Annotated in this window: 26 protein-coding genes; 11 read left to right on the forward strand and 15 right to left on the reverse strand. The window is 68.9% G+C overall.

Annotated features, from left to right (window positions below; all coding sequences use genetic code 11):
- Nucleotides 1–90 precede the first annotated feature (90 nt).
- Together RBS12_RS11405 and RBS12_RS11410 are read left to right on the forward strand one after the other, a co-directional pair.
- The gene (locus RBS12_RS11405; protein WP_307966227.1) at nucleotides 91–489 is read left to right on the forward strand and encodes an MmcQ/YjbR family DNA-binding protein; all 399 of its coding nucleotides are present in this window, start codon (nucleotides 91–93) and stop codon (nucleotides 487–489) included.
- Nucleotides 486–1,109, forward strand: coding sequence for a hypothetical protein (locus RBS12_RS11410; RefSeq protein ID WP_307966228.1), 624 nt, complete (start codon nucleotides 486–488; stop codon nucleotides 1,107–1,109). Before RBS12_RS11405 ends, RBS12_RS11410 begins: the two co-directional genes overlap by 4 nt.
- 12 nt (nucleotides 1,110–1,121) lie before the next feature.
- Here RBS12_RS11410 and RBS12_RS11415 read toward each other — a convergent pair whose 3' ends face one another.
- On the reverse strand, nucleotides 1,122–2,111 hold the full coding sequence (locus tag RBS12_RS11415; RefSeq protein ID WP_307966229.1) for a helix-turn-helix domain-containing protein: 990 nt from the start codon (nucleotides 2,109–2,111) through the stop codon (nucleotides 1,122–1,124).
- A 93-nt stretch (nucleotides 2,112–2,204) separates the two neighbouring features.
- Here RBS12_RS11415 and RBS12_RS11420 point away from each other — a divergent pair, with 93 nt between their 5' ends.
- The 3 genes from RBS12_RS11420 to RBS12_RS11430 are packed head-to-tail and all read left to right on the forward strand — an operon-like array spanning nucleotide 2,205 to nucleotide 3,759.
- Nucleotides 2,205–2,462: a hypothetical protein gene (locus RBS12_RS11420; protein WP_307966230.1), complete on the forward strand. Its 258-nt coding sequence runs from the start codon at nucleotides 2,205–2,207 to the stop codon at nucleotides 2,460–2,462.
- Between the two features lie 59 nt (nucleotides 2,463–2,521).
- Nucleotides 2,522–3,436 (forward strand): oxygenase MpaB family protein, encoded by a 915-nt coding sequence (locus RBS12_RS11425; RefSeq protein ID WP_307966231.1) that lies wholly within the window; start codon nucleotides 2,522–2,524, stop codon nucleotides 3,434–3,436.
- Between the two features lie 29 nt (nucleotides 3,437–3,465).
- A complete protein-coding gene (locus tag RBS12_RS11430) occupies nucleotides 3,466–3,759 on the forward strand; it encodes a DUF503 domain-containing protein (RefSeq protein ID WP_307966232.1) in 294 nt (97 codons plus the stop codon).
- Between the two features lie 308 nt (nucleotides 3,760–4,067).
- Here RBS12_RS11430 and RBS12_RS11435 read toward each other — a convergent pair whose 3' ends face one another.
- Nucleotides 4,068–4,262 carry a hypothetical protein gene (locus tag RBS12_RS11435; RefSeq protein ID WP_307966233.1) on the reverse strand — a complete coding sequence of 65 codons (195 nt, stop codon included), beginning with the start codon at nucleotides 4,260–4,262 and terminating at the stop codon, nucleotides 4,068–4,070.
- 51 nt (nucleotides 4,263–4,313) lie between these two features.
- Here RBS12_RS11435 and RBS12_RS11440 point away from each other — a divergent pair, with 51 nt between their 5' ends.
- A complete protein-coding gene (locus RBS12_RS11440) occupies nucleotides 4,314–4,844 on the forward strand; it encodes a hypothetical protein (RefSeq protein WP_307966234.1) in 531 nt (176 codons plus the stop codon).
- Between the two features lie 63 nt (nucleotides 4,845–4,907).
- Here RBS12_RS11440 and purL read toward each other — a convergent pair whose 3' ends face one another.
- The 3 genes from purL to purS are packed head-to-tail and all read right to left on the reverse strand — an operon-like array spanning nucleotide 4,908 to nucleotide 8,268.
- Nucleotides 4,908–7,217, reverse strand: a complete 2,310-nt coding sequence (purL, locus tag RBS12_RS11445; RefSeq protein WP_307966235.1) for a phosphoribosylformylglycinamidine synthase subunit PurL — start codon at nucleotides 7,215–7,217, stop codon at nucleotides 4,908–4,910.
- Nucleotides 7,218–7,225: 8 nt separating this feature from the next.
- Nucleotides 7,226–7,999 (reverse strand): phosphoribosylformylglycinamidine synthase subunit PurQ, encoded by a 774-nt coding sequence (purQ, locus tag RBS12_RS11450; RefSeq protein WP_307966236.1) that lies wholly within the window; start codon nucleotides 7,997–7,999, stop codon nucleotides 7,226–7,228.
- 2 nt (nucleotides 8,000–8,001) lie between these two features.
- Nucleotides 8,002–8,268: a phosphoribosylformylglycinamidine synthase subunit PurS gene (gene purS, locus RBS12_RS11455; protein ID WP_307966237.1), complete on the reverse strand. Its 267-nt coding sequence runs from the start codon at nucleotides 8,266–8,268 to the stop codon at nucleotides 8,002–8,004.
- A 137-nt stretch (nucleotides 8,269–8,405) separates the two neighbouring features.
- Here purS and RBS12_RS11460 point away from each other — a divergent pair, with 137 nt between their 5' ends.
- Entirely contained in the window at nucleotides 8,406–8,789 is a 384-nt protein-coding gene (locus RBS12_RS11460; RefSeq protein WP_307966238.1) for a YchJ family protein, read from the forward strand.
- Nucleotides 8,790–8,808: 19 nt separating this feature from the next.
- On the opposite strand, the gene RBS12_RS11465 is transcribed toward RBS12_RS11460, so the two are convergent.
- The 3 genes from RBS12_RS11465 to RBS12_RS11475 all read right to left on the reverse strand — a co-directional run bounded on the left by RBS12_RS11465 (nucleotide 8,809) and on the right by RBS12_RS11475 (nucleotide 11,026).
- Nucleotides 8,809–9,759 carry a 3-methyladenine DNA glycosylase gene (locus RBS12_RS11465; protein ID WP_307966239.1) on the reverse strand — a complete coding sequence of 317 codons (951 nt, stop codon included), beginning with the start codon at nucleotides 9,757–9,759 and terminating at the stop codon, nucleotides 8,809–8,811.
- Between the two features lie 17 nt (nucleotides 9,760–9,776).
- Complete coding sequence (locus tag RBS12_RS11470) at nucleotides 9,777–10,319, reverse strand: serine protease inhibitor (RefSeq protein ID WP_307966240.1); 543 nt, start codon at nucleotides 10,317–10,319, stop codon at nucleotides 9,777–9,779.
- Between the two features lie 206 nt (nucleotides 10,320–10,525).
- Nucleotides 10,526–11,026, reverse strand: coding sequence for a MarR family transcriptional regulator (locus RBS12_RS11475; protein WP_307966241.1), 501 nt, complete (start codon nucleotides 11,024–11,026; stop codon nucleotides 10,526–10,528).
- 67 nt (nucleotides 11,027–11,093) lie between these two features.
- Between RBS12_RS11475 and RBS12_RS11480 the strand changes: the two genes are divergently transcribed.
- Nucleotides 11,094–11,318: a hypothetical protein gene (locus RBS12_RS11480; RefSeq protein WP_307966242.1), complete on the forward strand. Its 225-nt coding sequence runs from the start codon at nucleotides 11,094–11,096 to the stop codon at nucleotides 11,316–11,318.
- Between the two features lie 126 nt (nucleotides 11,319–11,444).
- Nucleotides 11,445–11,732 (forward strand): hypothetical protein, encoded by a 288-nt coding sequence (locus RBS12_RS20235; RefSeq protein WP_373886510.1) that lies wholly within the window; start codon nucleotides 11,445–11,447, stop codon nucleotides 11,730–11,732.
- A 28-nt stretch (nucleotides 11,733–11,760) separates the two neighbouring features.
- On the opposite strand, the gene RBS12_RS11490 is transcribed toward RBS12_RS20235, so the two are convergent.
- Entirely contained in the window at nucleotides 11,761–13,074 is a 1,314-nt protein-coding gene (locus RBS12_RS11490) for an aspartate kinase (RefSeq protein ID WP_307966243.1), read from the reverse strand.
- 151 nt (nucleotides 13,075–13,225) lie between these two features.
- Here RBS12_RS11490 and RBS12_RS11495 point away from each other — a divergent pair, with 151 nt between their 5' ends.
- Both RBS12_RS11495 and RBS12_RS11500 read left to right on the forward strand, forming a co-directional pair.
- A complete protein-coding gene (locus RBS12_RS11495; protein WP_307966244.1) occupies nucleotides 13,226–14,149 on the forward strand; it encodes an ABC transporter ATP-binding protein in 924 nt (307 codons plus the stop codon).
- Between the two features lie 5 nt (nucleotides 14,150–14,154).
- Nucleotides 14,155–15,411 carry an ABC transporter permease gene (locus tag RBS12_RS11500; RefSeq protein ID WP_307966245.1) on the forward strand — a complete coding sequence of 419 codons (1,257 nt, stop codon included), beginning with the start codon at nucleotides 14,155–14,157 and terminating at the stop codon, nucleotides 15,409–15,411.
- A 42-nt stretch (nucleotides 15,412–15,453) separates the two neighbouring features.
- Here the strand turns inward: RBS12_RS11500 and RBS12_RS11505 are convergent, their stop codons facing one another.
- The 6 genes from RBS12_RS11505 to RBS12_RS11530 form a co-directional block, all read right to left on the reverse strand.
- Nucleotides 15,454–16,479: a 2-oxoglutarate and iron-dependent oxygenase domain-containing protein gene (locus RBS12_RS11505; protein WP_307966246.1), complete on the reverse strand. Its 1,026-nt coding sequence runs from the start codon at nucleotides 16,477–16,479 to the stop codon at nucleotides 15,454–15,456.
- Nucleotides 16,480–16,569: 90 nt separating this feature from the next.
- Nucleotides 16,570–16,722, reverse strand: a complete 153-nt coding sequence (locus tag RBS12_RS11510) for a hypothetical protein (protein WP_307966247.1) — start codon at nucleotides 16,720–16,722, stop codon at nucleotides 16,570–16,572.
- Nucleotides 16,723–16,770: 48 nt separating this feature from the next.
- Entirely contained in the window at nucleotides 16,771–17,187 is a 417-nt protein-coding gene (locus RBS12_RS11515) for a hypothetical protein (protein WP_307966248.1), read from the reverse strand.
- Between the two features lie 21 nt (nucleotides 17,188–17,208).
- The gene (locus tag RBS12_RS11520) at nucleotides 17,209–18,243 is read right to left on the reverse strand and encodes a hypothetical protein (protein ID WP_307966249.1); all 1,035 of its coding nucleotides are present in this window, start codon (nucleotides 18,241–18,243) and stop codon (nucleotides 17,209–17,211) included.
- Between the two features lie 284 nt (nucleotides 18,244–18,527).
- Nucleotides 18,528–19,127, reverse strand: a complete 600-nt coding sequence (gene recR, locus RBS12_RS11525; protein WP_307966250.1) for a recombination mediator RecR — start codon at nucleotides 19,125–19,127, stop codon at nucleotides 18,528–18,530.
- A 47-nt stretch (nucleotides 19,128–19,174) separates the two neighbouring features.
- Nucleotides 19,175–22,171 (reverse strand): DNA polymerase III subunit gamma and tau, encoded by a 2,997-nt coding sequence (locus RBS12_RS11530; protein ID WP_307966251.1) that lies wholly within the window; start codon nucleotides 22,169–22,171, stop codon nucleotides 19,175–19,177.
- Nucleotide 22,172 lies beyond the last annotated feature (1 nt).

The raw sequence follows: 22,172 nt of genomic DNA on the forward strand, positions 1-22,172 counted from the left end.
TTCGTTCGCTCGCGTGTGCGGACCCCCTCGCCCACATTAGTCACCCGCTCCTTGCCCGGTGGAAACCCGGGCACGGCTAGGCTGAGGTCCATGGATGCCGATGCGGTGAGAGAGCTCTGCCTGTCCTTTCCCGGAACCTACGAGGACTACCCCTTCGGGCCTGAAGTAGCCGTCTACAAGGTGCGGCCCCCGGCCTCGGCGGGCTCCGCCGTCGAAGGCAAGATGTTCGCCGCGATGCGGCCCGAGGTGAGCCCACTCTCGCTGTCCCTCAAATGCGATCCCGCGCTCGCGGTCCAGCTCCGCGCCGCGCACCCCGAGATCACCGGGGCCTATCACATGAACAAGAAGCACTGGAACGGCGTGCGCCTCGACGGGGACCTCACGCACGGGGCGATCCACGACCTGGTCGAGGACTCCTACGACCTCGTCGTCGCGTCGCTGCCCAAGGGCCAGCGCGAGGCGCTTGGATGGTCGAGGCTCGCGCAATGACGCTGGACCAGTCCACGCTCGACCAGCTGTGGGACTTCCACGATCCCGCGGCGTCAGAGGCCGCCTTCCGCCATGCGATCGCCGAAGCGGCGTACGACGACGTCGAACGCGCCGAGCTCACGACCCAGCTCGGGCGGGCCATCGCGCTGCAGGGCCGGTACGAGGAGGCCGACGCGGTGCTCGACGACGTCGACGTCGGGCAGGACCCGACGATCGCCGTGCGAGTCCTCCTCGAGCGCGGCCGCGTGCTCAACTCCTCGGGCCACGCGGCCATGTCCGTTCCCCTCTTCGAGCAGGCCGCCGAGCTCGGCGAGCACCTCGGCGAGGAGTTCCTCGCAGCCGACGCGTTCCACATGCTCGCCCTCGCCGACGGCGGCCACGCCGAGTCATGGTCCCGGGCCGGCATCGAGTACGCGTCGACAGCGCACACCCCGCGGGTCCAACGCTGGTGCGTCTCGCTCCACGGCAATCTCGGCTGGCACTTGCTCGACGCCGGCGTGGCCCACCGCGCCCTCGTCGAGTTCCAGCTTGCCGAGCAGTGGGCGGTGCGGGCGGGCACGCCGGCGCAGGTCGCGTGGGCACGCGAGGGCATCGAGGCGAGCCGCACGGCGGGGGCTTAGCCTAAGGCGCCCTCAGGCCCGTGCGAGCAGCTCCTCGCCGACCTTGCCCCGCTGGTAGAACACCTCTCTCCCGGAGCGCAGCGGCTCCGTGAGGCCCGACTCGGCCAGAATCTTCAAGTGACTGCTGACCGTCCCGGCGGCGAGGTCGAGCGCGCACGCGAGCTGCGTCGTCGTCATCGGGACGTCGAGCTGGGCGAGGATCTGGGCGCGCGTGCGCCCGAGGAGCCGCGAGATGGGGCTCTCGTTCGTCTCGCGGACCTTCTCCCACAAGCGCCCGACGCCCCGCGGCGCGTACGTGATCGTCGGCACGAACGGCGCCGTGTTGAGGACGAGCGTGTTCGGCCACACGAACGCGTTCGGCACGAGGATGAGTCCACGCCCGGGTTCGGGCAGGGTCGTCACCTCGCAGCCGCGCGTGATTTCGAGACCGTCCGGCGTGGGCCGGACGCTCGGATGGAGCGTCTTGAAGACCTCCTGGATCCCGTGGCGCGCGAGCTCTTCGAGCCGCGAGTCGATGTCCGCGAGCAGCACCGAGCGCAGGCGCGGCCAATAGGGTTCGACGGCGGTGCTCCAGTACCACTCGAGCGCGTCGGCCACGCGGGCCACGCCGCGCGCGACATCCTCGCGGAACTCGGCGACGATCGGGCCGGCGTAGTCGGGGAGCTTCCGGTGGCCGAGGTACTCCAGGTCGCGGTGCCACAGCTCGGCCGGGATGTCGGCGAACGCCGCGAGTGAGTCCGAGAGCGTGTCTTGCCTATCGGGGGTGGGGGTAAGCGCGTCGGGGATGGGACCGTTCGCCGGCACGAGAGTGGTGAGGAGGCGGAGGTGCTCTCGCGACTTCGGATCGGGGGAGGCCGCGAGCCGCTTCTTGGCCTCGTCGATCCATGGCTTGTGCAGGGCCGTGCCCTGCTGGAGTGCGCGGAGGCTCGTGACGGTTTCCCAGATGGGCGAGGCCTCGAAGCGGACCCTCGTGAGGTCTTCGCTTGTGAGTCGGATGAGCATGGAAACAGCCTAGGAACGCCGGGGCACAAGGTCGAGGATTCGGGCAGGATCGAATCGTTTCCTCCGCGATCCGGTCTCGGCAGACTGCTTGCCATGACCACGAACACCTGCACCGCAGAGCCCACCGTCCGCTCGTACCGCCCCGCTCCTCGCCGCGTGGTCCGCCGCGCCCACGGCGACTCCTCTCGCGTGGCGGGAGCGTCGCCGTCGTCCGTTCTTCGCCGCGCCGCGGCCCTCGCGTGGTCCTGGCTCGCCAAGCACGTGCGCGAAGCCCGCGACCTCGACGCGCGGCTCGCAGCGCGCCGCGAGGAGGACGCCCGCTCGCTCGGCACGCTCACGCGCCTCCTGTGAGGGACGCGATTTACGAAGCAGGCGTTGCCGCTGGCACCTCCCTGCGCGACGCTTGGAACGTGAGCAACGGTGTCCTCGAGCCCCTGCGCCGGCGGCTGAGCCTGACCTTCGCGGGCCAGTCGGAAGGGATCCCCGCGTGGGAGCTAGCGCTCGAGGACGGCGACGACGCGGGCTACTTCGCCCCCGATTCGGTCACGTGGCGTGTGCACGGCGGGATGACGACGATCGTCGGCGGGATCCGCGCGCTCCTCACGCAGGCTCTGCATCCGGGCGTTCTCGCTGGCGTCCTCGACCATTCGTATTACCAGGATGACCCGCTCGCGCGCCTCGCCCGCACGATCCGCTGGGTCTTCACCGTGACGTTCGGCGACACCAGGGCCGCCCGCACCGCGTGCGAGCACGTGCGGCGGCGGCACGCCCCGGTTGTCGGGCGGTATGTCGACGGGCGCGGCGTCGAGCGCGACTATTCCGCGAACGATCCCGAGCTGCTCGAATGGGTCCACATCGCGTTCACCGACGCGTTCCTCGGCGCGTACGAATACGTCCGGTGCCCTCTCCCGCCGGCCCGCGCGGACCAGTACGTGCGCGAGTGGGCCGTCGCCGGGGAGCTCATGGGCGTCGAGTCGCCGCCGCGCTCGGTCGCCGCCCTCCGGGAACGGCTCGAGGCGTACGACGACGGCGCGCGCCTCGCACATTCGCCGCGCCTCGACGAGGTGGTCGGCTTCCTGCGGAAGCTCCCGCTTGACCCCATGCTCGTGCCGGGGTATCGGACGCTCTTCGCGGCCGCGGTCGATTCGATGCCGCACCGGTACACTGACCTGCTCGGTCTCGACCGGTCCTCGCTCGGGCGGGGCCTGCTCCCGCCGAAGCCCGCCGCGTCGGTCACTCTCGCCGTCGTCGGCCTCGCGCTCGGGAATCCGGGCCCGAGCGAGCAGGCGGCGCGGCGGCGCCTCGCGCGGCTCGGAGTCCTCTGACCCCGGCCTGGGCAGGGGAGAATAGCCCCATGTGGATCGCGTGGATCGAGGTGGACCTTCTGCTCGGGGACGTGCACTCGCTCAAGGAGAAGCGTGCGATTGTCCGTCCGCTCGTCGGCGAGCTGCGGCGGCGGTTCGACGTCTCGGCGGCCGAGGTCGGAGCCCAGGACCTGCACCGCCGCGCAGAGCTCGGTGCCGTGCTCGTCTCGGCCGACCGGGCGCACGCTGTCGAGGTGCTTGACGCCGTCGAGCGGTTCCTCGCCGGACGCCCCGAGCTCGAGCTCCTGAGCGCGCGTCGCCGCGAGCTCCGCAGCGACGACTAGCTCCCGTTTCATCGACTGCTCCGTAACTGTCGTTTTGAAACCTCATAACGACAGTTACGGAGCAGTCGCTTGGTGGCTGTGGATAACTCCCTGCAGCCCCTCCGGGAATCTGCTCGGATGGAGTCATGAAGACTCCTCGACGCCTCCCAGGACATCTGCGGGACCGACCGTTCACCGTTGTCGAGGCTGTGGCCTCTGGAGTGTCGAAGCGACGTCTCCGCCACCGGTCCTTGCAGACCCTTGGGCGCGGGATTCGGCTTCAGAGCACGACGGCGCGGCTCCCGTTGATCGTGAGGATCCGACCGTTCCTAGAGGTCAACGAACGGTGTGCTGCGTCGCATGCGACGGCGGCCGAGATCCACGGATTGCCGACGCGCCGGAAGCGGCAGGGCGAGCCCGAGGCATATCACGTAATTCGCCCCGAAGGCGCCGCTCAGCTCAAGCGGGCCCACGTCGTCGTCCACCGGGCGAAGCTGTTTGACGACGAGGTGACGTTCAGGCATGAGGTCCCTGTCACCACCCCCGCCCGGACGTGGCTGGACCTAGCGGAGAGATTGACCATCGACGAGCTCGTGGCCGTGGGGGATGCGTGCGTGCGGTTTCCATATCCCGAGCTCGAGGGCCGGGGCGAGCCATATTGCTCCATCGATGATCTCCGCCGGATCGTGGACCGGCACAACGGCAAGCGCGGGATCCGGAAGGCGCGGCTCGCTCTTGGGCTCATCCGCGTTGGCTCGGACTCGCCCCAAGAGACGCAATTGCGTCTTGAGCTTGTGCGGGCAGGCCTCCCCGCGCCGCAGCTCAACGTTCAGATCCTTGGTCGGGACGGCCGTCCCGGCCCGAAGCCGGACATCGCTTTTGTCGCGTACCGCGTGGGCGTCGAGTATGAGGGCGCGCACCATAGCGAACAGGATCAGGTGATGCGAGATATCTCGAGGTCCGAGCGTTATGCCGACGTCCGATGGTCCGAGGTGCGGATCTCGAAGCGGCACATGATCAACGACGCGAAGGCGGCCGTCGCGAAGGTGCGCACGGCCCTCATTCAAGCGGGCTGGCGCCCTGGTCGCAAAACGACTGCTCCGTAACTGTCGTTCTGAGCGCTCAAAACGACATTTACGGAGCAGTCGATGCTGTGGGCGGGGAATCTGTCAGCCGAAGTACTTCGGCAGCGTCCCCTCGTGCGCCTCGCGGAGTTCGGCGATCGGGAGGTCGAACAGGCCCTGGACCTCAAGCGAGGTCGCGAGGACGTCGACGACGCCGAGGCGCACCACCGGGAACTGGCGGGCGGCGGCCATGTCGTTGAACCGCACCTCCTCGGAGCGCGGGACGGCGACGACGGCGCGCGCCTGCGACTCCGAGAACAGCGCCGTGAACGCGTCCACGCCGTCGCGCGCGCACAGGTCATCGAGCGCCACGCGCGCGCCGACGCCGAAGCGCAGCACCATCTCGGACAGTGCCGCGGCGAGGCCACCCTCGGAGAGGTCGTGCGCGGAGTCGATCATCCCGTCGCGCGAGGCGTTGATGAGGATTGCGCCGAGCGTCTTCTCCGCCTCGAGGTCGAGCTTCGGCGGGAGGCCGCCGAGGTGCCCGCGCAGGTTCGCGAACTCCGAGCCGTCGAGCTCATCGCGCGTGGTGCCGAGGAGGTAGATTGCCTGGCCGTCCGCGTTCTGCTGCCAGCCCGACGGCGTGCGGCGAGCGACGTCGTCGAACTTGCCCAGGACGCCGACCACCGGGGTGGGGTGGATCGCCGTCGTGCCCGTCTGGTTGTAGAGCGAGACGTTGCCGCCGGTCACCGGGATGCCGAGTGTCTGGCACGCGTCCGCCAGGCCGCGCACGGCCTCGGCGAACTGCCACATGACCTCGGGGTCCTCGGGGGAGCCGAAGTTGAGGCAGTCGGTCACGGCCATCGGCACGGCGCCAGAGGTCGCGACGTTGCGGTACGACTCCGCAAGGGCGAGCTGCGCACCCGTGTACGGGTCGAGGTAGGCGTAGCGGCCGTTCGCGTCGGTCGAGATCGCGACGCCGAGGCCGGTCTCCTCGTCGACGCGGATCACGCCCGCGTCGTCGGGGGAGGCGAGGGCCGTGTTGCCGCCCACGTAGTGGTCATACTGCTTCGTGACCCACGACTTGTCGCACATGTTGGGGGAGGCCATGAGCTCGAGGACGGCGGCCTTGAGTTCGTCGCCGCTCTCCGGAAGCGCCTTGCCCGCGGCGGAGGTCCGGAACGTATCGGCCTGGACGCCGTCGAGCCACTCAGGCCGCTTGAACGGACGGTTGTAGACCGGGCCCTCGTGGGCCACCGTGCGGGGGTCCACGTCGACGATCGTCTCGCCGTCCCACGTGATCACGAGCCGGCCCGAGTCCGTGACCTCGCCGAGCCACGAGAACTCGACGTTCCACTTCTCCATGACCTTCTCGAACTCGGCCACGTGCTCCGGCGTGACGACCGCCATCATGCGTTCCTGCGACTCGGACATGAGGATCTCGCCCGGCGTCAGGGTGGGGTCGCGCAGCAGGACGTTCGTGAGCTCGACACGCATGCCGCCCTCGCCGTTAGAGGCGAGCTCCGACGTCGCGCAGGATATGCCGGCGGCGCCGAGGTCTTGGATGCCCTCGACGAGCGAGTGCTTGAAGAGCTCGAGGCAGCACTCGATGAGCACCTTCTCGGCGAACGGGTCGCCGACCTGGACGGCGGGGCGCTTTGACGGCTTCGTGTCGTCGAAGGACTCCGACGCCAGAACCGAGGCCCCGCCGATCCCGTCGCCGCCCGTGCGGGCGCCGAACAGCACGACGCGGTTGCCCACGCCCGAGGCGTTGGCGAGGCGCAGGTCCTCGTGGCGCAGGACGCCGACGGCGAGCGCGTTCACGAGCGGGTTCGCCTGGTAGATCGGGTCGAACACGACCTCGCCGCCGATGTTCGGCAGGCCGAGCGAGTTCCCGTAGCCGCCGATCCCGGAGACGATGCCGTGCACGAGGCGGGCCGTGTCCGGGTGGTCGATCGCGCCGAAGCGCAGCGGGTCCATGACCGCCACGGGGCGGGCGCCCATCGAGATGATGTCGCGCACGATGCCGCCGATGCCCGTCGCCGCGCCCTGGTACGGCTCGACGAACGAGGGGTGGTTGTGGGACTCGACCTTGAACGTGACGGCCCAGCCGTCCCCGAGGTCGGTGACACCGGCGTTCTCGCCGATGCCCACCATCATGTCCTTCTTCATCTCGTCGGTGAGCTTTTCGCCGAACTGGCGGAGGTGCACCTTCGAGGACTTGTAGGAGCAGTGCTCGCTCCACATGACCGAGTACATCGCGAGCTCGGCCGCGGTGGGGCGGCGGTTCAGGAGCTTGAGGATCTCCTCGAACTCGTTCTGCTTGAGGCCGAGCTCGGCCCAGGGCAGCTCGACGTCCGGGGTCCCCGCGGCGTGCTCGACCGTGTCGATGTTGAACTTCTGCGCAGTTGTCATGTCGCGGCTCACTTTGACTCTCCCACGAGCGTGCTCAGGACGGACGCGAAGAAGCCGAGGCCGTCGGTGCTGTAGGTTCCGTTGGCGTCGAGCGGGCCGAAGCCCGGCTCGACGGCGTGCTCGGGGTGCGGCATGAGCCCCACGACGTTGCCCGCCGTGTTGGTGATGCCTGCGATCCCGCGGCGCGAGCCGTTCGGGTTCCAGCCGACGTAGCGGAAGGCGACCCGTCCCTCGGCCTCAAGGGCGTCGAGCGTCTTCTCGTCCGCCACGTACTGGCCGTCCTGGTTCTTGAGGACGATGGTGATCTCCTGGCCCTCGCGGTACTCGTTGGTCCAGGCCGTGTGGTTGTTCTCGACGCGCAGGGTCTGGTCGCGGCAGATGAACTTGAGGTGGTCGTTCTTGACCATCGAACCCGGCAGGAGGTGCGCTTCCGTGAGGATCTGGAAGCCATTGCAGATGCCGAGCACGGGCAGCTTGTCGATCGAGTTCGCGGCGTCGACGATCTTCGCCATGAGCGGGGCGAAGCGGGCGATCGCTCCCGCCCGGAGGTAGTCGCCGTAGGAGAACCCGCCGGGGATGACGACGGCGTCCACGCCACGGAGCGCGGCGGGATCAGTGTCGGCGTGCCACAGCGGGACGGGCGTCGCGCCGGCGAGGCGCACCGCGCGGGCGGCGTCGCGGTCGTCGAGCGTGCCCGGGAAGGTGACGACGCCGATCTTGGCGTCGGAGAGCGGCGCGTTCTCGGGAGCCCCGAGGTCCGCGATGAGGGGTGTCTCGCTCATGCTCACTCGGCCTCGGCGTCCTCGGCGAGGACTTCCACGTTCACGACATCCTCGATGACGGGGTTCGAGAGCATGGTCGAGGCGGCGTTGCGGGCCTGCTCGAGGATCTCCTCCGTGACTTCGCCGTCGACCGTGAGCTCGAAGCGCTTGCCCTGGCGCACGCTGCTGAAGGCGGTGAAACCGAGCCGCGGCAGCGCCCCGACGATCGCCTTCCCCTGAGGGTCGAGAATCTCGGGCTTCGGCATGACATCGACAACGATCCGGGGCATCGAGCAGGCTCCTGTGCTTGGGGGTGAGTGGGCAAGCCACAGAAGTGCCCGTCTTACGCCGTGAGCGCTCCGCGAGCTTGCAACCCGATTCTACCGGAGCGCCCCGAGGCCGCAGGAATCGCAGCTAATCTGGCCATATGACTCTCGATCCTGGCGCGCGCTGCCCGTGCGGCACGGGGGAGACCTATGGCGCGTGCTGCGGCCGCTACCACGCGGGCCAGACGGCTCCGACGGCCGAAGCGCTCATGCGCTCGCGGTACAGCGCCTTCGCCGTGGGGGACCGGGACTACCTCGTCGCGACGTGGCATCCGTCCACGCGCCCCGCAGTGCTCGAACTCGACGGTCGAACGCAGTGGCGACGCCTCGACGTCGTCCGCACCGAGGCGGGAGGCCCCTTCGATGACCGCGGCGTCGTCGAATTCGAGGCGAGATATGCGGACGACGACGGGCGCGGAGTCCTGCGTGAGACGTCCCGTTTTGTGCGTGAGGGCGGGCGCTGGTTCTATCTCGACGCGGTCTGAAACCGACGCTGACCCCACGCTAGCCGAGGGCTGCCGCCAGCGGCGCGATCGCCGTCGTCAGCCGTTCCCGCAGCGCCGCCGCCTCAGCCGCGAAGCCGCGCTGTCGCTCGACATACTCGGCCTTCCCCGCCGCAGTCTCGATGCGGATGGGCGAGTAGCCCCAGTCGGAGAGGTCGTACGGCGAGGCCTGCATGTCCATCTCGCGGATCCGCTGCGCGAGTTCGAAGCAGTCCATGAGCAGCTCGCCCGGCACGGCGGGCCCGAGCTTGTACGCCCATTTGTAGAGGTCCATGTTCGCGTGCAGGCACCCGGGCTGCTCGAGGTGCCGCTGCATCTCGCGCGTTAGCTGGAGCTCGTTGAGAGGCACGGCGTCCGGCGTGTAGAAGCGGAACGCGTCGAAGTGCGTGCAGCGGATCCTGTGCTCCTCGATGACCCGGTCCGTGCCCTCGGGGCCGAGCCGCAGCGGGAGATACTCGTGCCGGATCCCGAACTTCTCCGAGCGGTACGCCATGGCCCATTCGTGCAGGCCGAAGCACCCGAATTGCGCGGGCCGCCGGGCCGTTCCGCGCAGGATCACCGCGCAGAAGCGGACGGTCTCCTCGCGCTCGGCGAGGTAGCGCTCGGCGTCAAGGACGACGGCGGGACTCCCCTCGCGCGTGCCCGCGGCCTCACGTTCGCCATCGGTGAGGGCCCGGTAGTACTTCCAGCCGAGCCGCTCGGCGGCCGCGTCCCCGACGAGCACAACCCCCGCGCCGGGATGCCAGCGGCCGAGCTGGCCGGGCTTGAGCGTGTAATACGTGAACAGGAAATCTTCGACGGGGTGCTTCTTCCGCGCGTTCCGCCGCGCGACAAACGGCTCCGCGAATCGGGCCGCCCGCTCGGCGTGGGCGCGGGCGCGCGCGAGCCACTCGTGCTCGAGGAGCACGGTGCGAGGGGCTGCGGCGGGAGCGGCCGGAACGGGCGAGGGCATCAGTCCATTATCCCCGGTTACCACTTGTTGCCGGGTGGGCCAATGAGCGGGACGGCAGCCTTCCAGTCGTCAACCTCGCAGCCGTTCGTGCGGCTGAAGCGGCGGGCGACGGGCGCGCCGTCGTCCGTTCCCGTGACGGTCGCGACGTCCGGGCCGCCGTAGAGCATCGAGCACGCCCGATCAGGCGGCGGGCTCGGCGGGAAGAGGACCTCGCGGTGGGCGGCGATGAGCGCGCACGCCGCCGCGGGCGTGGGATGAGTCGTCTCGGGGAGGGACGTGGCCCCTGCGCAGCGCAGATTCCACCGTTGCTCGGCCTGCCCCGGCGAGTGGACGACGACGATGGCGAGTTCCGCCGTCGGCGTCCCGGGAGAGGCGGGTGTTGCCGGCGGGGCGGAAGCTGTTGCGGGCGGCGTGGTCGGCGACTCGGGCACCGAACCGCCCCCGCCCGCGCATCCCGCGAGCAACATTGCGGCCGCGAGTGCTGCGGACGCGAGTGCTGCGGTCGCGAGTGCTGCGGCCGCGAGTGCTGCGGCCGGGAGCCGAGGGGAGGCGATGCTCATCCGCACGCATCCATCCTGACGCCCCACCCGGTGCGCCGTCCCTCACGCACATGACCGTCCCTCACGCACATGACCGTCCCTCACGCACATGACCGTCCCTCACGCACATGACCGTCCCTCACGCACATGACCGTCCCTTACGCACATGACCGTCCCTCAATCCCGTGCGCAAGGGACGGTTATGCCGCCGAGGGACGGTCATGCGTTTAGCCGACGCTTGTGCGCGCGGTCTCGGCGGCGTCCGCCTCCCGGCTCGCCTGCGCCGCGTCGACGAGTTTCATCATCGATCGGTGCAGTTCCTCGGCGTCGCCGCGCGATATGCCGAGCCTTGCCATCATCGTCACGGGCACGGCGAGCGCCTTCTCGCGCAGTGCGCGCCCGGCCTGGGTCAGCGTGACGTCGAGGGCGCGCTCGTTTCCAGGCTGGCGAGTCCGCGTCACGAGGCCGGCCTCTTCGAGGCGCTTGAGCAGCGGCGTCATCGTAGCCGGCTCAAGCAGAAGCGCGTCGCTCACGTCGCGGACGGTGCGCGGACTCCGCTCCCACAGCGCGAGCATCACGAGGTACTGCGGATGCGTGAGGCCCAGGGGTTCGAGCACAGGCCGGTAGGAGGCGATGACGCTTCGGCTAGCCACGGCCAGTGCGAAGCAGAGCTGGTGCTCGAGCAGCAGGTCGTCGGCGCCTCGCATCAGGTCCGCCCTGCCGCTCATCGCAACCTCCATTAGTTAGTACCCTAATAATCAGGGTACTATGGATTAACCGAAGGAAGGCAGGGACATGGCCCAGGAGAACTTCACGCAGCGCTTCATGCGGGCCACCGGAAAGCTGCGAGCCGTGTTCGGCCCCGCGCACCGCGGAACGACCGAGGGCGAGATGACGGACGCCAACAAGGCGCTGCTCGCGCAGCGCGAGGCCGAGGCCCAGCAATGGGAGACCGTCACGCGCCCCGACGGCAGCACCTACGTCGTTCCGAAGGACCCCGGCGACCAATCCCTGCGCTGACAGGCAGCGGACGACGACGGACGGCGACCGACGACGGCGCGCGGTCGCCACGAGATACGGGTGCTTCACCCCTAGAGCGGGCTCACCCCGGGCGTAAAATGGCCCAAGCGGGAAGGGGGTGATGACATGCCCGATTCGCAGAAGAAGTCCGAGGCCCCGAAGGAGAACGAGGACCAGAACGGCCATTCGGAGCAGAACGGCCACCGAGACGGAAGCTCCGTCCTGGACCGCTTCATGCACGTGACCGAACGCGCCGCGCAGATCTTCGTGAGCCCAGACCGCGGGGACATCGAGGCCCCGGTCGTGCACAAGCACGATGCCTACGAACAGGCTTCAGAAGACGAGTTGCGCACCTTCGAGGTCGAAACCGACTCGGAGGGCCACCACTACGCGGTGCGGAAGGACAAGCCCTAGACCCCTCGACCCAGCACGCGGGGCGAGGTCAGCGGCCCGTTCCGCCGTAGACCGTCGCCTCGATCTCGGCATCGAGGCCGAACGCCGTATGGATCGCACGGACGGCGGCGTCGAGCAGGTCGGCGCGCGTCACGACCGAGATGCGGATCTCCGACGTCGAGATCATGTCGATGTTGATGCCCGCGTCGGACAAAGCCTTGAAGAAGGTCGCCGAGACGCCGGGGTGTGAGCGCATGCCCGCCCCGATGAGCGAGAGCTTGCCAATCTCGGCGTTGTACTCGATGTCCTCGAAGCCGATCTCCTCCTGTGCGGCCTTGAGCGAGTGCAGGGCCGTCGCGCCCTCGACGATCGGGAGCGTGAAGGAGATGTCCGTCTTGCCACGGCCGAACGTCGAGACGTTCTGGACGATCATGTCGATGTTCGAGTTGGCCTTCGCGATGACCTGGAAGATCGCGGCAGCCTTGCCCGGGATGTCGGGGACGCCAACCACGGTGACCTTGGCCTCGGAGCGGTCATGCGCGACGCCGGAGATGATGGGCTGTTCCAAGGCGACTCCCTCGTTGATCGTGATCTTGTCTTCCGGGGCCGGGAGCACCCACGTCCCCTCGTGGTGGCTGAACGAGGACCGCACGTGCAGCGGAACCCCGAAGCGGCGCGCGTATTCGACGCAGCGCAGGTGGAGGATCTTCGCGCCGGACGCGGCGAGTTCGAGCATTTCCTCGCTTGAGATCGTCTCGATCTTCTTCGCGGAGGGCACGACGCGCGGATCGGCCGTGTACACGCCGTCGACGTCGGTGTAGATCTCGCACACGTCCGCGTCGAGCGCGGCGGCGAGCGCCACCGCCGTCGTGTCCGAGCCGCCGCGGCCGAGCGTCGTCACGTCCTGGCTCTCGCGGCTCATGCCCTGGAAGCCCGCGACGATCGCGATGTTGCCCTTGTCGAGCGAGGTGCGGATGCGGTGCGGGTCGACGTCGATGATGCGCGCCTTGCCGTGCGTCCCGTCCGTGATCATGCCGGCCTGCGAGCCGGTGAAGGACTGCGCCTTGTGACCGAGTTCGTGGATCGCCATCGCGAGGAGTGCCATCGACATGCGCTCGCCGGCTGAGAGGAGCATGTCCATCTCGCGAGCGGGGGCGTCCTCGGTGATCTGCGCGGCGAGGTCGAGGAGCTCGTCGGTCGTGTCGCCCATGGCCGAGACGACGACGACGACCTCGTGGCCCGCCTTCCGGTAGTCCACGATGCGCTGCGCGACTCGCTTGATGCCCGCGGCGTCCGCGACGGAGGAACCGCCGAACTTCTGGACGACGAGTTGCTTGGCGGGCAGCACAGGCGGAAGCGACATGCGGGGCACACTCACTCAAGAGGTAGGGAACGCGACAGATTCGCCCAACATTCTATCGGCACGCCCTCGACGTGACGCACTGTGTCACGGTTAGGCTGTCCTGACAGGGCAGCCGGCGGGGGTCGGCTCCGCACGAGTAGGGGTGACTGTCATGGGGGACGTCCGAGGCATCGCATCGCGCGGGCTTGCGCGCAGCTTCGGCGCGGTGCACGCCGTCGTCGGCATGGATTTCGATGCACAGGCGGGGCAGGTCACGGCGCTCGTTGGACCGAATGGCGCGGGCAAGACGACCCTCCTCCTCATGCTGGCGTCCCTCTTGGCTCCCGACGCCGGAACGATCCGGATCGACGGGTTCGACCCCGCCGTCGACCGGGACGACGTGCGACGGCGGGTGGGCTGGATGCCAGACACGCTCGGGGTGTGGGAGTCGCTCACGGCCCGCGAGATCCTCGTCCAGGTGGGGCGCTTCTATCGGCTCGGCGGGCAGGAGGCCGCCAAGCGCGCCGGTGAACTGCTCGACCTCGTTCACCTCGGAGATTTCGCGCATCAGCCCGCGCGCGTGCTTTCGCGCGGCCAGCAGCAGCGGCTCAGCCTCGCACGGGCGCTCATCCACCGGCCCACGACCCTCCTTCTCGACGAACCCGCGTCCGGCCTCGACCCGGCGTCCCGCGTCGAGCTGAGAGGAACGCTGCGTCGGGTCGCGGCGGACGGCTGCACGGTCGTCGTCTCCTCCCACATTCTGAGCGAGCTCGATGAGATTGCCGACGCCGTCGTGTTCGTGAGCGGCGGGCGCACCGTTCGCTCCCAAGTCGTTGACGCTCCACCGGGAGGGCGACGCTACGCGCTCGAGGCCCTCGACCTCGGCAGCGCCCGCGCCCTGCTGGGGGAGCTCGGCGTCGAGTTTGGCGACGAGGATGGGCGGCGGCCTCGGCTGAGCTTCGTGGTCGCCACGGACGACGACGCCGCGCGCCTCCTGCGCGAGCTCGTCACCGGGGGCGTCGCGGTCACGGCGTTCGCGCCCGCCGGAGGCGTCATCGAGGAGACCTATCTCGGACTGGGGGCTGACGAACGATGAGCGGTGTGCACGAAGTCCTCGAGCCGGGAGCGGCGCCGTCGCCTCGGCGGCCGCGGTCGGTCGGAGAGCGGGCGACGGCGGTGCGTGCCTGGGTGCGCGGTGCCTGGGACGTCGTGGTCCTCGAGGCGAAGCAGCGGCTTCGGTCGCGCGGCTGGTACATCATGCTCGCGATCTGGTTCGCCCTCATCGCCATCGTCACGTGGCTGACCTGGGCCGCGTGGGAGGCGCAGCACGCGGTGAGCCGTCGCTACGCCGACTACACGCCCGCGGGACCGCTTCCCAGCGCCGGCCCCGGGAGCATGATCTTCGAGGCCGTGCTCGCGTTCGTCATGTTCTTCGCGCTCGTCGTCTCGCCGGCGCTCTCGGCCAACGCCGTCAACGGCGACCGGGCCCAGGGGACCCTCGCGATCCTGCAGGCGTCGCTTCTGCGCCCCGGGCAGATCCTCGCCGGGAAGCTTGTGGCCGCGTGGTTCGCCGCCCTCGCGTTCCTCGTCGCAGCATCGCCCTTCCTGATCATCGGCGTCGCCGCGGGCGGCCTCTCGCCCGGCTACATCGCCGTCTCGCTGCTCATGCTCGCCGTCGAGCTCGGGGTCGTGAGCGCGATCGGGACGGCGCTCTCAGCTCTCGCGGGGCGGCCGCTCTTCTCGATCGTCGTGACGTATCTCGTCGTCGCCATGCTGTGCATCGGGACCCTCATCGCCTTCGGCTTCGGCGTTGCCCTGTCCCGCGGGACCGTCGAGGCGAATTCGCCGTCGTACGCGACGCTGTCGCACCCTGCCGTGCCGGGGCCCTCCTTTGCGCCGTCGACGGGCCCTTCCCTCGCGCCGTCGCCCGGGTACTCGAGCAATCTCAAGGTGACGCCCGCGCCCATGCAGGGGCCGCCGTCGTACACGTGCGTCGGGAGTCTGATCGACCAGCCCGCCGTGCACACCGAACGTGTCGCGTGGATCCTGTCGATGAACCCGTTCCTCGTTGTCGCGGACGCGATCCCGTACCCCGACCGCTCCGAGTCGAGCGTGCCGTATCCCCAAGGCGCGATCGAGACGATGAGCCAAGGGGCACGGGCTGCCATCGCCGGGCCGGAGGCGACGACACCGTGCGCGAACGGGAAGCCCAAGCCCGCGTATCTCGTCCAGCGGACTCCGCTCTGGCCGCTAGGGCTCGGGCTCCAGCTGCTCCTCGCGGGCGGTCTGCTCTGGGGAGCGCGGCAGGCGCTCGTCACGCCCGCCCGCCGCCTCGCCCGGGGAACCCGAGTCGCCTGAGCCGGCGGTGACGCCGTCAGCCGTGCCGGCCGCCCGCCGTCGTCAGCGGACGAGCTCCGGGTAGTGCCGCCGCGCGGTCTCGGGGTGGGCGCGCAGCCAGCCCTTGAGGACGTTCTGGCCGTAGGAGGCGAGCATCGGATTGGTCGGGTCGTCGGAGACGCCGCGCGCTTCAGCGGCGAGCTCGGCGGGGAGCTCGACCTTGTCGATGACGGCGTCGAGGCGCGGCGACCAGAAGAAGGGCACCGAGTAGCGGTCGACGCCGGCGGGCGGCGCCGTGACGCGATGGATGGTCGCCATGAGGTACCCATCGGTCGCGACCTCGAGCATCTCGCCGAGGTTCACGACGAGCGCACCGGGCGTCGGAGGAACGTCGATCCACTCGTCCTGCCCGTACGGCTTCACCTCGAGGCCGCCCACGGAGTCCTGGAGGAGGAGCGTCACGAAGCCGTAGTCCGCATGAGAACCGACGCCCTGGGTTCCGGCCTCGGGCACGACTCCGCCCCCGACGTAATGCACGAGCTTGCCCATCCACGCGGGCGTGCTCGCGAACGCCTCGTCGAAATGGTTCTCGGGGAGGCCGATCGCCACGGAGATCGCGGAGAGGAGTTCGGCCCCAATACGGGACATGAGCTCGGCCCAGTCCATGGCGGCCTTCTCGAGCTCCGGGAATCCTGCCGGCCATTGGTTGTGGCCCTGGAGGCCGAGGTAGGGCTGATCTGTGGGCACCTCCTCGAGCGGCGCGCGATCCGGTCCGTAGTCGATCTGCTCGCGTGAATCAGCTCGGCCCTGTGTGACTTCCTTGCCGAGGCGCGTGTAGCCGCGGAACTGGGCGGACGTGCGGTTGTCGAGGGCGAGGCGATCATCGAGGGGGAGGCGGAAGAACTCGGCGACCGTGTCGAGAAGCTCGCGGTCCTGTCCGGGCCGCCCACCGTAGCCGGTGACCTGGAAGAAGCCGACGTTGTGCGCGGCGTCGCGGAGGGCATCGAGGAAGTCGGAGGTGAAATGGCCGTTCGCGTCCCTCGCGGTGGCGAGGTCGAGAACAGGGACCGATGTGCGTGGTGTGCTCATGCCTCCAAGCATGCTCCTGCCCGCGGTGGGCGCGTAACGGTCCGTCACGTTCTCAACGGTGCTCTGGGGAGCCTGCCCGAGGTGGTGGCCTCAGTCTTCTGATCGCCGTCCGGTTTGGTCGAGACTGTCGCGGACGATCCGGCGGTAGAAGTCGTCGAGCGGTGATTGAGAGAAATCGGCGACGATCCAATCGGATTGATAGGCCTCGTCCCCCAGGGCAGTCGCGTAATCTGGACGTTTCACGAGACTCCTATTCACTGCGATCGATGGAAACGCCGTTCGTCGCGGTATTCAGTCGGACTCGGATCCCCACGTTTCATCCAAGACCCGCTTGACCCTGAGCCGGTCGGTCGCCCCCAGCGGGGCGTGGGAGAAATCGGCGACGAGCCAATGCGATTGATAGCCGTTGCTGCCCAATGACGCCGCATAGTCTTGCGCCTTGTCCTTCGAGTCGAACCGGAGCAGTGTGAGCCGGTCGCCCCGGTAGCCTTCCTTGCAATCGATCTTGTCGGGACCGCAGAGATTCTTGGTCTCGTCGTGGAGTCCTTCGACAGAGTAGGCCCAGTCAGCTGTTGCACCTGGGCCTACCACAAACTTGCTAGGACTAAGATTCCGCCTGGAGCCGTCGAGAAACGCGGTGATTATGGCGTTGGGCGCGACAACGACGATCGCAGAACCGGTGACGATGAGCGTAGTGACTGCAGCCACTTTGAAGGGGCGTCTCATTGGTCAGCGAGCTCTAGAAGTTCCAATTGCACCAGTCGCCGCCAGGGTGGCCAGCCATCCAGGATAATTCGACCGCCAGCGCTCCAGATCCCAATGGAAGCCTGCCCACCACCATGCGCGCCCGAAGGTCGCGTGGCAGTCGTACTGATGCTTGAGCGAAGGTTTGGAAGTGACAAGGGGCCGCTTTGTGGCGATTTCCGACCACCCTGCAGTTAGCATCACGATGTCGCCTCCGGAGGCTGAATACACCGTCCAGCCCCAACCACTGAACAGCATCGAGACTGTCCAATCTTCGTGTTCCCAGCCTCTGCGGTTGTACCAAGTCTCGCCCCACAGATCGATGCCGAACCATGGATCCGCTACGACCGGATAGGCCGTGGACGCTGCAAGATGGTCGACAACCTGAGTCAATGTATTCCCGCTGATCTCGTAGCGGGTTGGGACGTCGTTTCCGTTGGCGTCCTTTGCCCAAGCCGGAGCGATGCCGCCTACGAACCCACCCGCGGCGTCCAAGACAACCACCACGCCCCCGTCGATCTGGGAGACCTTTCCACCGTCGGGGACGGCAAGCTCGTACGTGTACCGAGCTGGCGCTGTGGCTCCGCTGATCACGGTTGTCACTTGAACGGAACCGTCATCCTTGACCACCGGCACGGTCTTCGAAGCGTTCTGGTTGTCGAAGGACACGATGCCCTGCTCGATGACCTTTGCCTTCTTGGCGTTGCTTGCGTAGGGCAGTTTGACCCGGACCGACTTCCCGGTGCTCGACTCAAGGGAGATGGCGTCGATCGCGCTGGTCGGAACCTTGACTCTCACTCCGTTGGCGGTGCCGTCTATGGCCTGGGCTCCGCCGTCGGTCGTCGGAATCGGCGCGACGTTTGACAGTACTTTCGTCGTGGCGCCTTGGGCGTGTTTCGTGACTCGCTCGAGCGTTGCTCGCGTAGAGCGATTGTCATCAGTTGCCTGTGCCTGCACCGCAATTGACAGCAGCATGCCAATGGCAATTGAGGTTGACGCTAGAATTCGCAGTTTCATCATGGTCCCCCAACCATTGTGCGGGGTGTTCTCGATTGATCGAGCCCCGCTGGTGCGAAGGTCCCCGTCAACCCATGGTCGCGTATCCTATTGAATTCGTCAATGCGCAAGCTCCATTTAAACCGGAGCCCCGGTGAGAGGTGTGACAAAAGTGCAATGAGCGCGTGCGAATTGTGACGAATATTCGTGATCGACGGAAATGCCTCGGCATTCGGGCTTCGCCCCGCCCTTCAGCGGCAGGCGAAGTCCGAATCGTGCGGCTCTTCTCGGCTCGCGCCGAATCAGCCCTAGCCGATCGCGCTGCGGCGCCCCTCGAACGCGCGCCCCAGGGTGATCTCGTCCGCGTATTCGAGGTCCCCGCCAACGGGCAGCCCCGACGCTAGGCGCGTGACCTTGATGCCGATGCTCTGGAGCATGCGCGCGAGATACGTCGACGTCGCCTCGCCCTCGAGATTCGGGTTCGTCGCGATGATGATTTCCGTGACGGCGTCGTCGTTGAGCCGCGAGAGCAGCTCGCGGATGCGCAGCTGATCCGGCCCGATTCCCGCGATCGGATTGATGGCCCCGCCGAGCACGTGGTACCGACCCCGGAACGCGCGCGTGCGCTCCACCGCGATCACGTCCTTGGACTCCTCGACGACGCAGATGACACTCGGATCGCGGCGAGCGTCGCGGCAGATCGAGCACGTCTCCTGCTCCGAGACGTTGCCGCAGATCTGGCAGAACTTGACGCGTTCCTTGACGGTAGTGATGGCGGCGACGAGCCGCTTCATGTCGTCCGCGTCTGCCTCGAGGATGTGGAAGGCGAGCCGTTGCGCGGATTTTGGTCCGATGCCGGGGAGCCTTCCGAGCTCGTCGATCAGATCCTGGACTGCGCCTTCATACACCCCACTACGCTACCGCTTGCCGCGCCCGATGGCGTGCCGGACGGGCATCAGCGCGGCGGAATCACCGTGCCATCGTGGGCGCGCTCCTCAATGAGCTTCCCTCCGAGGATCCGTTCGACGGCCGCCCGACCGAAGACGCCCGACGCCTCGACCGTCTCATCGTCGGCACTCGGGATGTCCTCAACGACCGGTTGGCTCGGCGCGGGCCTCTGCGGCCTTGGTGCCGCGACGTCGTTCCCACGTTCCTGCGCTGCCTTCTGCGAGAGGCGCTGGTACATGCTGAGCGGTCTGCCGCCGTGGTCCGGCGCCTGAGGGGACGGCCGCTCCTCGGCCGGCCCCTCCAGCGCGGACTCCGAAGGCTGCTGGGCGGCGGCCGGGGCGTACGACGGCGATGCGACCTCGCGCGCGGACGGCGCCTCAGCGTACGGCGCCTCAGCGGGCGACGCCCCTGGCCGCCCTGCCGCCGTCGTCCCCGACCCGACGTTCGACTCCGTTCCGACTGTCCAGACGCCCGGCGCCGACTCGCGCGCGTACGACCACGGGTCCTCGGCGGTTTTGCCCTGTCCAGGACTGCGCGAACCGCGTGATTCGTCGGACGACGGAGACTGACCCGTTCGCGGCGACGTTGCATCGCGGGGCGGAGACCCTGCTCCAGCGGGGGCACCAGCAGGCCCGGGGTGTGGCGTGCGACCACTTGAGGACGGTCGACGCCAGCCCTCATCCTCGGGGAGTGGCTCGTCCCACTCGGCCGGCGGCTCGTCGTCGGCGTAGGGGATGTCCGCGTAGGGGTCATCGGTGCCGGTGCCCGATGCGGACGTGGTTGGGGCGACGCGCGGTTCCTGAGCCTGCGACGCGGGAGCCGGAGCCAGGGCAGCCAGCTCGGAGCTGGCGGGCGGTGCGATGACCGGCTGCTCGGCGCGAGCCGGCGTAGCGGCCGCTTGTGCGGACGCGGCCTCTGCCTGGGCAGCCGCGCGGCTGTGCTGGGTCGAGGGGGGATTGGACTGGTCGAACGCGGGACGGGCTTGCTCAGATGCGTCTTGGGCCGGGGCGGGAGCAGGCGCGGGGGCCAAACCCCATGCAACATCCGCGGCGGACGGGGCCACCAGCTGGCCGATCGGCTCGGGGGCAGGGGCGCCGGCGGAGTTTTCGGGCGTACGGGGGCTCTGAGGCGGCTCAGCCGGCGCTTTTGGGCCCGGCTCAGCCCCTCTCGCGGCGGCCGGAGTCGGGCCGTTGCCGCCTGTCGTCGCATCGATCTGGACGTCGACGCCGAGTACTTGCTGGACTGCACGACGCACGTTGTCCGAGTGGTCGCCCCGCGTGAACGAACCGGCCGAGCCCGAGTTCGCGAAAGCGAGCGTGAGCGTGCGGCCGTCAAAGCCCGCGATGGTGGCGTTCTGGCTCACGAGGATCCACGTGAGGCGCTTGATGGACGTGAGCTTCTCAAGGATCTCGGGCCACGCGCGGCGGAACATCTCGACGCTGCCGGTGCCGCCGCCTGCCGAGCCGCCGCCAGGACTATTCGGAGCCTGAGACGCCGCGGGCGATCCCATCGGAGCAGGTTGTGGAGCCTCCGGGGCCGCCTCTCGCGGTGCGGCCGCCGGCTGCGCCTGGCCTGCTCCCGCGGCCTGGACCGGTGAGCCCGTGCTAGGCGAGGGAGTCGCGGGAGCCGGCGTCCTCGCCGCTGAGGATGCCGGCGCCGCAACTCGCGCCGCCGGAGTTGCCGCGGTCAAGGGCGCAGGAGCCGCGGAGGCCGACGCGGCTGGCTCGGCTGCCGGCGCCGCGGGTCCGGGGGTCGCCGGGGCCGAGGCAGCAGGGCCGTCGGCAGGCATGGTCGCCGGAGTCGAGGTCGCCGCTGTGCCAGATTCCGGCCCCGCGTGCTCGAATGCGAGCCGCCGTTCGAGGCGGTCGAGTCGGGCCGCGATGCCGTGGTCGCCGTCGGCTGCGGGAAGCATGAGCCGCGCGCACAGGAGCTCGAGGTGGAGCCGCGGCGACGTCGCGCCGGTCATCTCGTTGAAGGCAGCGCTCGTGACGTCCGCCGCGCGAGAAAGCTCCGCGGCCCCAATCGACTGCGCCTGGGTCCGCATCCGCGCGAGCTGGTCCGCGGGCACCCCGCGCAGGATCGACTCGGCCGCGTCCGGCAGCGCGCGCACGATGATGAGGTCGCGGAACCGCTCGAGGAGGTCCTCGACGAATCTCCGCGGATCGTGCCCGGTCTGGACAACGCGGTCCACCGCACGGAATACCGTGCCGGAATCGCCTGCCGCGACCGCGTCGACGACGTCGTCCAGCAGCGCGGCGTGCGTGTAGCCGAGGAGCGCGACGGCGAGCTCGTAGTCGATCCCACCGGTCCCCGCGCCGGCCATGAGCTGGTCGAGCACCGAGAGCGAGTCGCGCACGGAGCCGCCGCCCGCGCGCACGACAAGAGACAGCACGCCCGGCTCAACCGGCACGTGCTCTGCGGAGCACAGCTGCTCGAGGTACGCCATGAGCGGCTCGGGCGGGACGAGGCGGAACGGGTAATGGTGGGTGCGCGAGCGGATCGTGCCGATGACCTTGTCCGGCTCGGTCGTCGCGAAGATGAACTTGATGTGCTCCGGCGGCTCCTCGACGATCTTGAGGAGCGCGTTGAAGCCCGCTGACGTGACCATATGGGCCTCGTCGATGATGAAGATCTTGTAGCGGTCGCGCACGGGCGCGAACGTCGCCCGCTCGCGGAGGTCCCGCGCGTCGTCCACGCCGCCGTGGCTCGCGGCGTCGATCTCGATGACGTCGAGCGAACCGGACCCGCCGCGCGCAAGTTCGACGCAGCTCGGGCACACGCCGCACGGCTCGGGCGTGGGGCCCTTCTCGCAGTTGAGGCAGCGCGCAAGGATGCGAGCCGACGTCGTCTTGCCGCACCCGCGCGGGCCCGAGAAGAGGTAGGCGTGGTTGACGCGGTCCTTGCGGAGGGCCGTCATGAGCGGCTCCGTGACGTGCTCCTGCCCGATCACGTCCTGGAACGTGTCCGGCCGATACCGGCGGTAGAGGGCAGTCGGAGAACTCACA

It is taken from the genome of Sinomonas sp. ASV322 (assembly GCF_030908245.1).
Lineage (GTDB): Bacteria > Actinomycetota > Actinomycetes > Actinomycetales > Micrococcaceae > Sinomonas.

Excerpts from the sequence above, each read along its gene's own strand:
- RBS12_RS11405 (WP_307966227.1), top strand. The coding sequence starts at position 91 with ATGGATGCCGATGCGGTGAGAGAGCTCTGCCTGTCCTTTCCCGGAACC.
- RBS12_RS11410 (WP_307966228.1), top strand. The coding sequence starts at position 486 with ATGACGCTGGACCAGTCCACGCTCGACCAGCTGTGGGACTTCCACGAT.
- RBS12_RS11415 (WP_307966229.1), bottom strand. The coding sequence starts at position 2,111 with ATGCTCATCCGACTCACAAGCGAAGACCTCACGAGGGTCCGCTTCGAG.
- RBS12_RS11420 (WP_307966230.1), top strand. The coding sequence starts at position 2,205 with ATGACCACGAACACCTGCACCGCAGAGCCCACCGTCCGCTCGTACCGC.
- RBS12_RS11430 (WP_307966232.1), top strand. The coding sequence starts at position 3,466 with ATGTGGATCGCGTGGATCGAGGTGGACCTTCTGCTCGGGGACGTGCAC.
- RBS12_RS11435 (WP_307966233.1), bottom strand. The coding sequence starts at position 4,262 with ATGCCTGAACGTCACCTCGTCGTCAAACAGCTTCGCCCGGTGGACGAC.
- purL (WP_307966235.1), bottom strand. The coding sequence starts at position 7,217 with ATGACAACTGCGCAGAAGTTCAACATCGACACGGTCGAGCACGCCGCG.
- purQ (WP_307966236.1), bottom strand. The coding sequence starts at position 7,999 with ATGAGCGAGACACCCCTCATCGCGGACCTCGGGGCTCCCGAGAACGCG.
- purS (WP_307966237.1), bottom strand. The coding sequence starts at position 8,268 with ATGCCCCGGATCGTTGTCGATGTCATGCCGAAGCCCGAGATTCTCGAC.
- RBS12_RS11460 (WP_307966238.1), top strand. The coding sequence starts at position 8,406 with ATGACTCTCGATCCTGGCGCGCGCTGCCCGTGCGGCACGGGGGAGACC.
- RBS12_RS11465 (WP_307966239.1), bottom strand. The coding sequence starts at position 9,759 with ATGCCCTCGCCCGTTCCGGCCGCTCCCGCCGCAGCCCCTCGCACCGTG.
- RBS12_RS11470 (WP_307966240.1), bottom strand. The coding sequence starts at position 10,319 with ATGAGCATCGCCTCCCCTCGGCTCCCGGCCGCAGCACTCGCGGCCGCA.
- RBS12_RS11475 (WP_307966241.1), bottom strand. The coding sequence starts at position 11,026 with ATGAGCGGCAGGGCGGACCTGATGCGAGGCGCCGACGACCTGCTGCTC.
- RBS12_RS11480 (WP_307966242.1), top strand. The coding sequence starts at position 11,094 with ATGGCCCAGGAGAACTTCACGCAGCGCTTCATGCGGGCCACCGGAAAG.
- RBS12_RS20235 (WP_373886510.1), top strand. The coding sequence starts at position 11,445 with ATGCCCGATTCGCAGAAGAAGTCCGAGGCCCCGAAGGAGAACGAGGAC.
- RBS12_RS11490 (WP_307966243.1), bottom strand. The coding sequence starts at position 13,074 with ATGTCGCTTCCGCCTGTGCTGCCCGCCAAGCAACTCGTCGTCCAGAAG.
- RBS12_RS11495 (WP_307966244.1), top strand. The coding sequence starts at position 13,226 with ATGGGGGACGTCCGAGGCATCGCATCGCGCGGGCTTGCGCGCAGCTTC.
- RBS12_RS11505 (WP_307966246.1), bottom strand. The coding sequence starts at position 16,479 with ATGAGCACACCACGCACATCGGTCCCTGTTCTCGACCTCGCCACCGCG.
- RBS12_RS11520 (WP_307966249.1), bottom strand. The coding sequence starts at position 18,243 with ATGATGAAACTGCGAATTCTAGCGTCAACCTCAATTGCCATTGGCATG.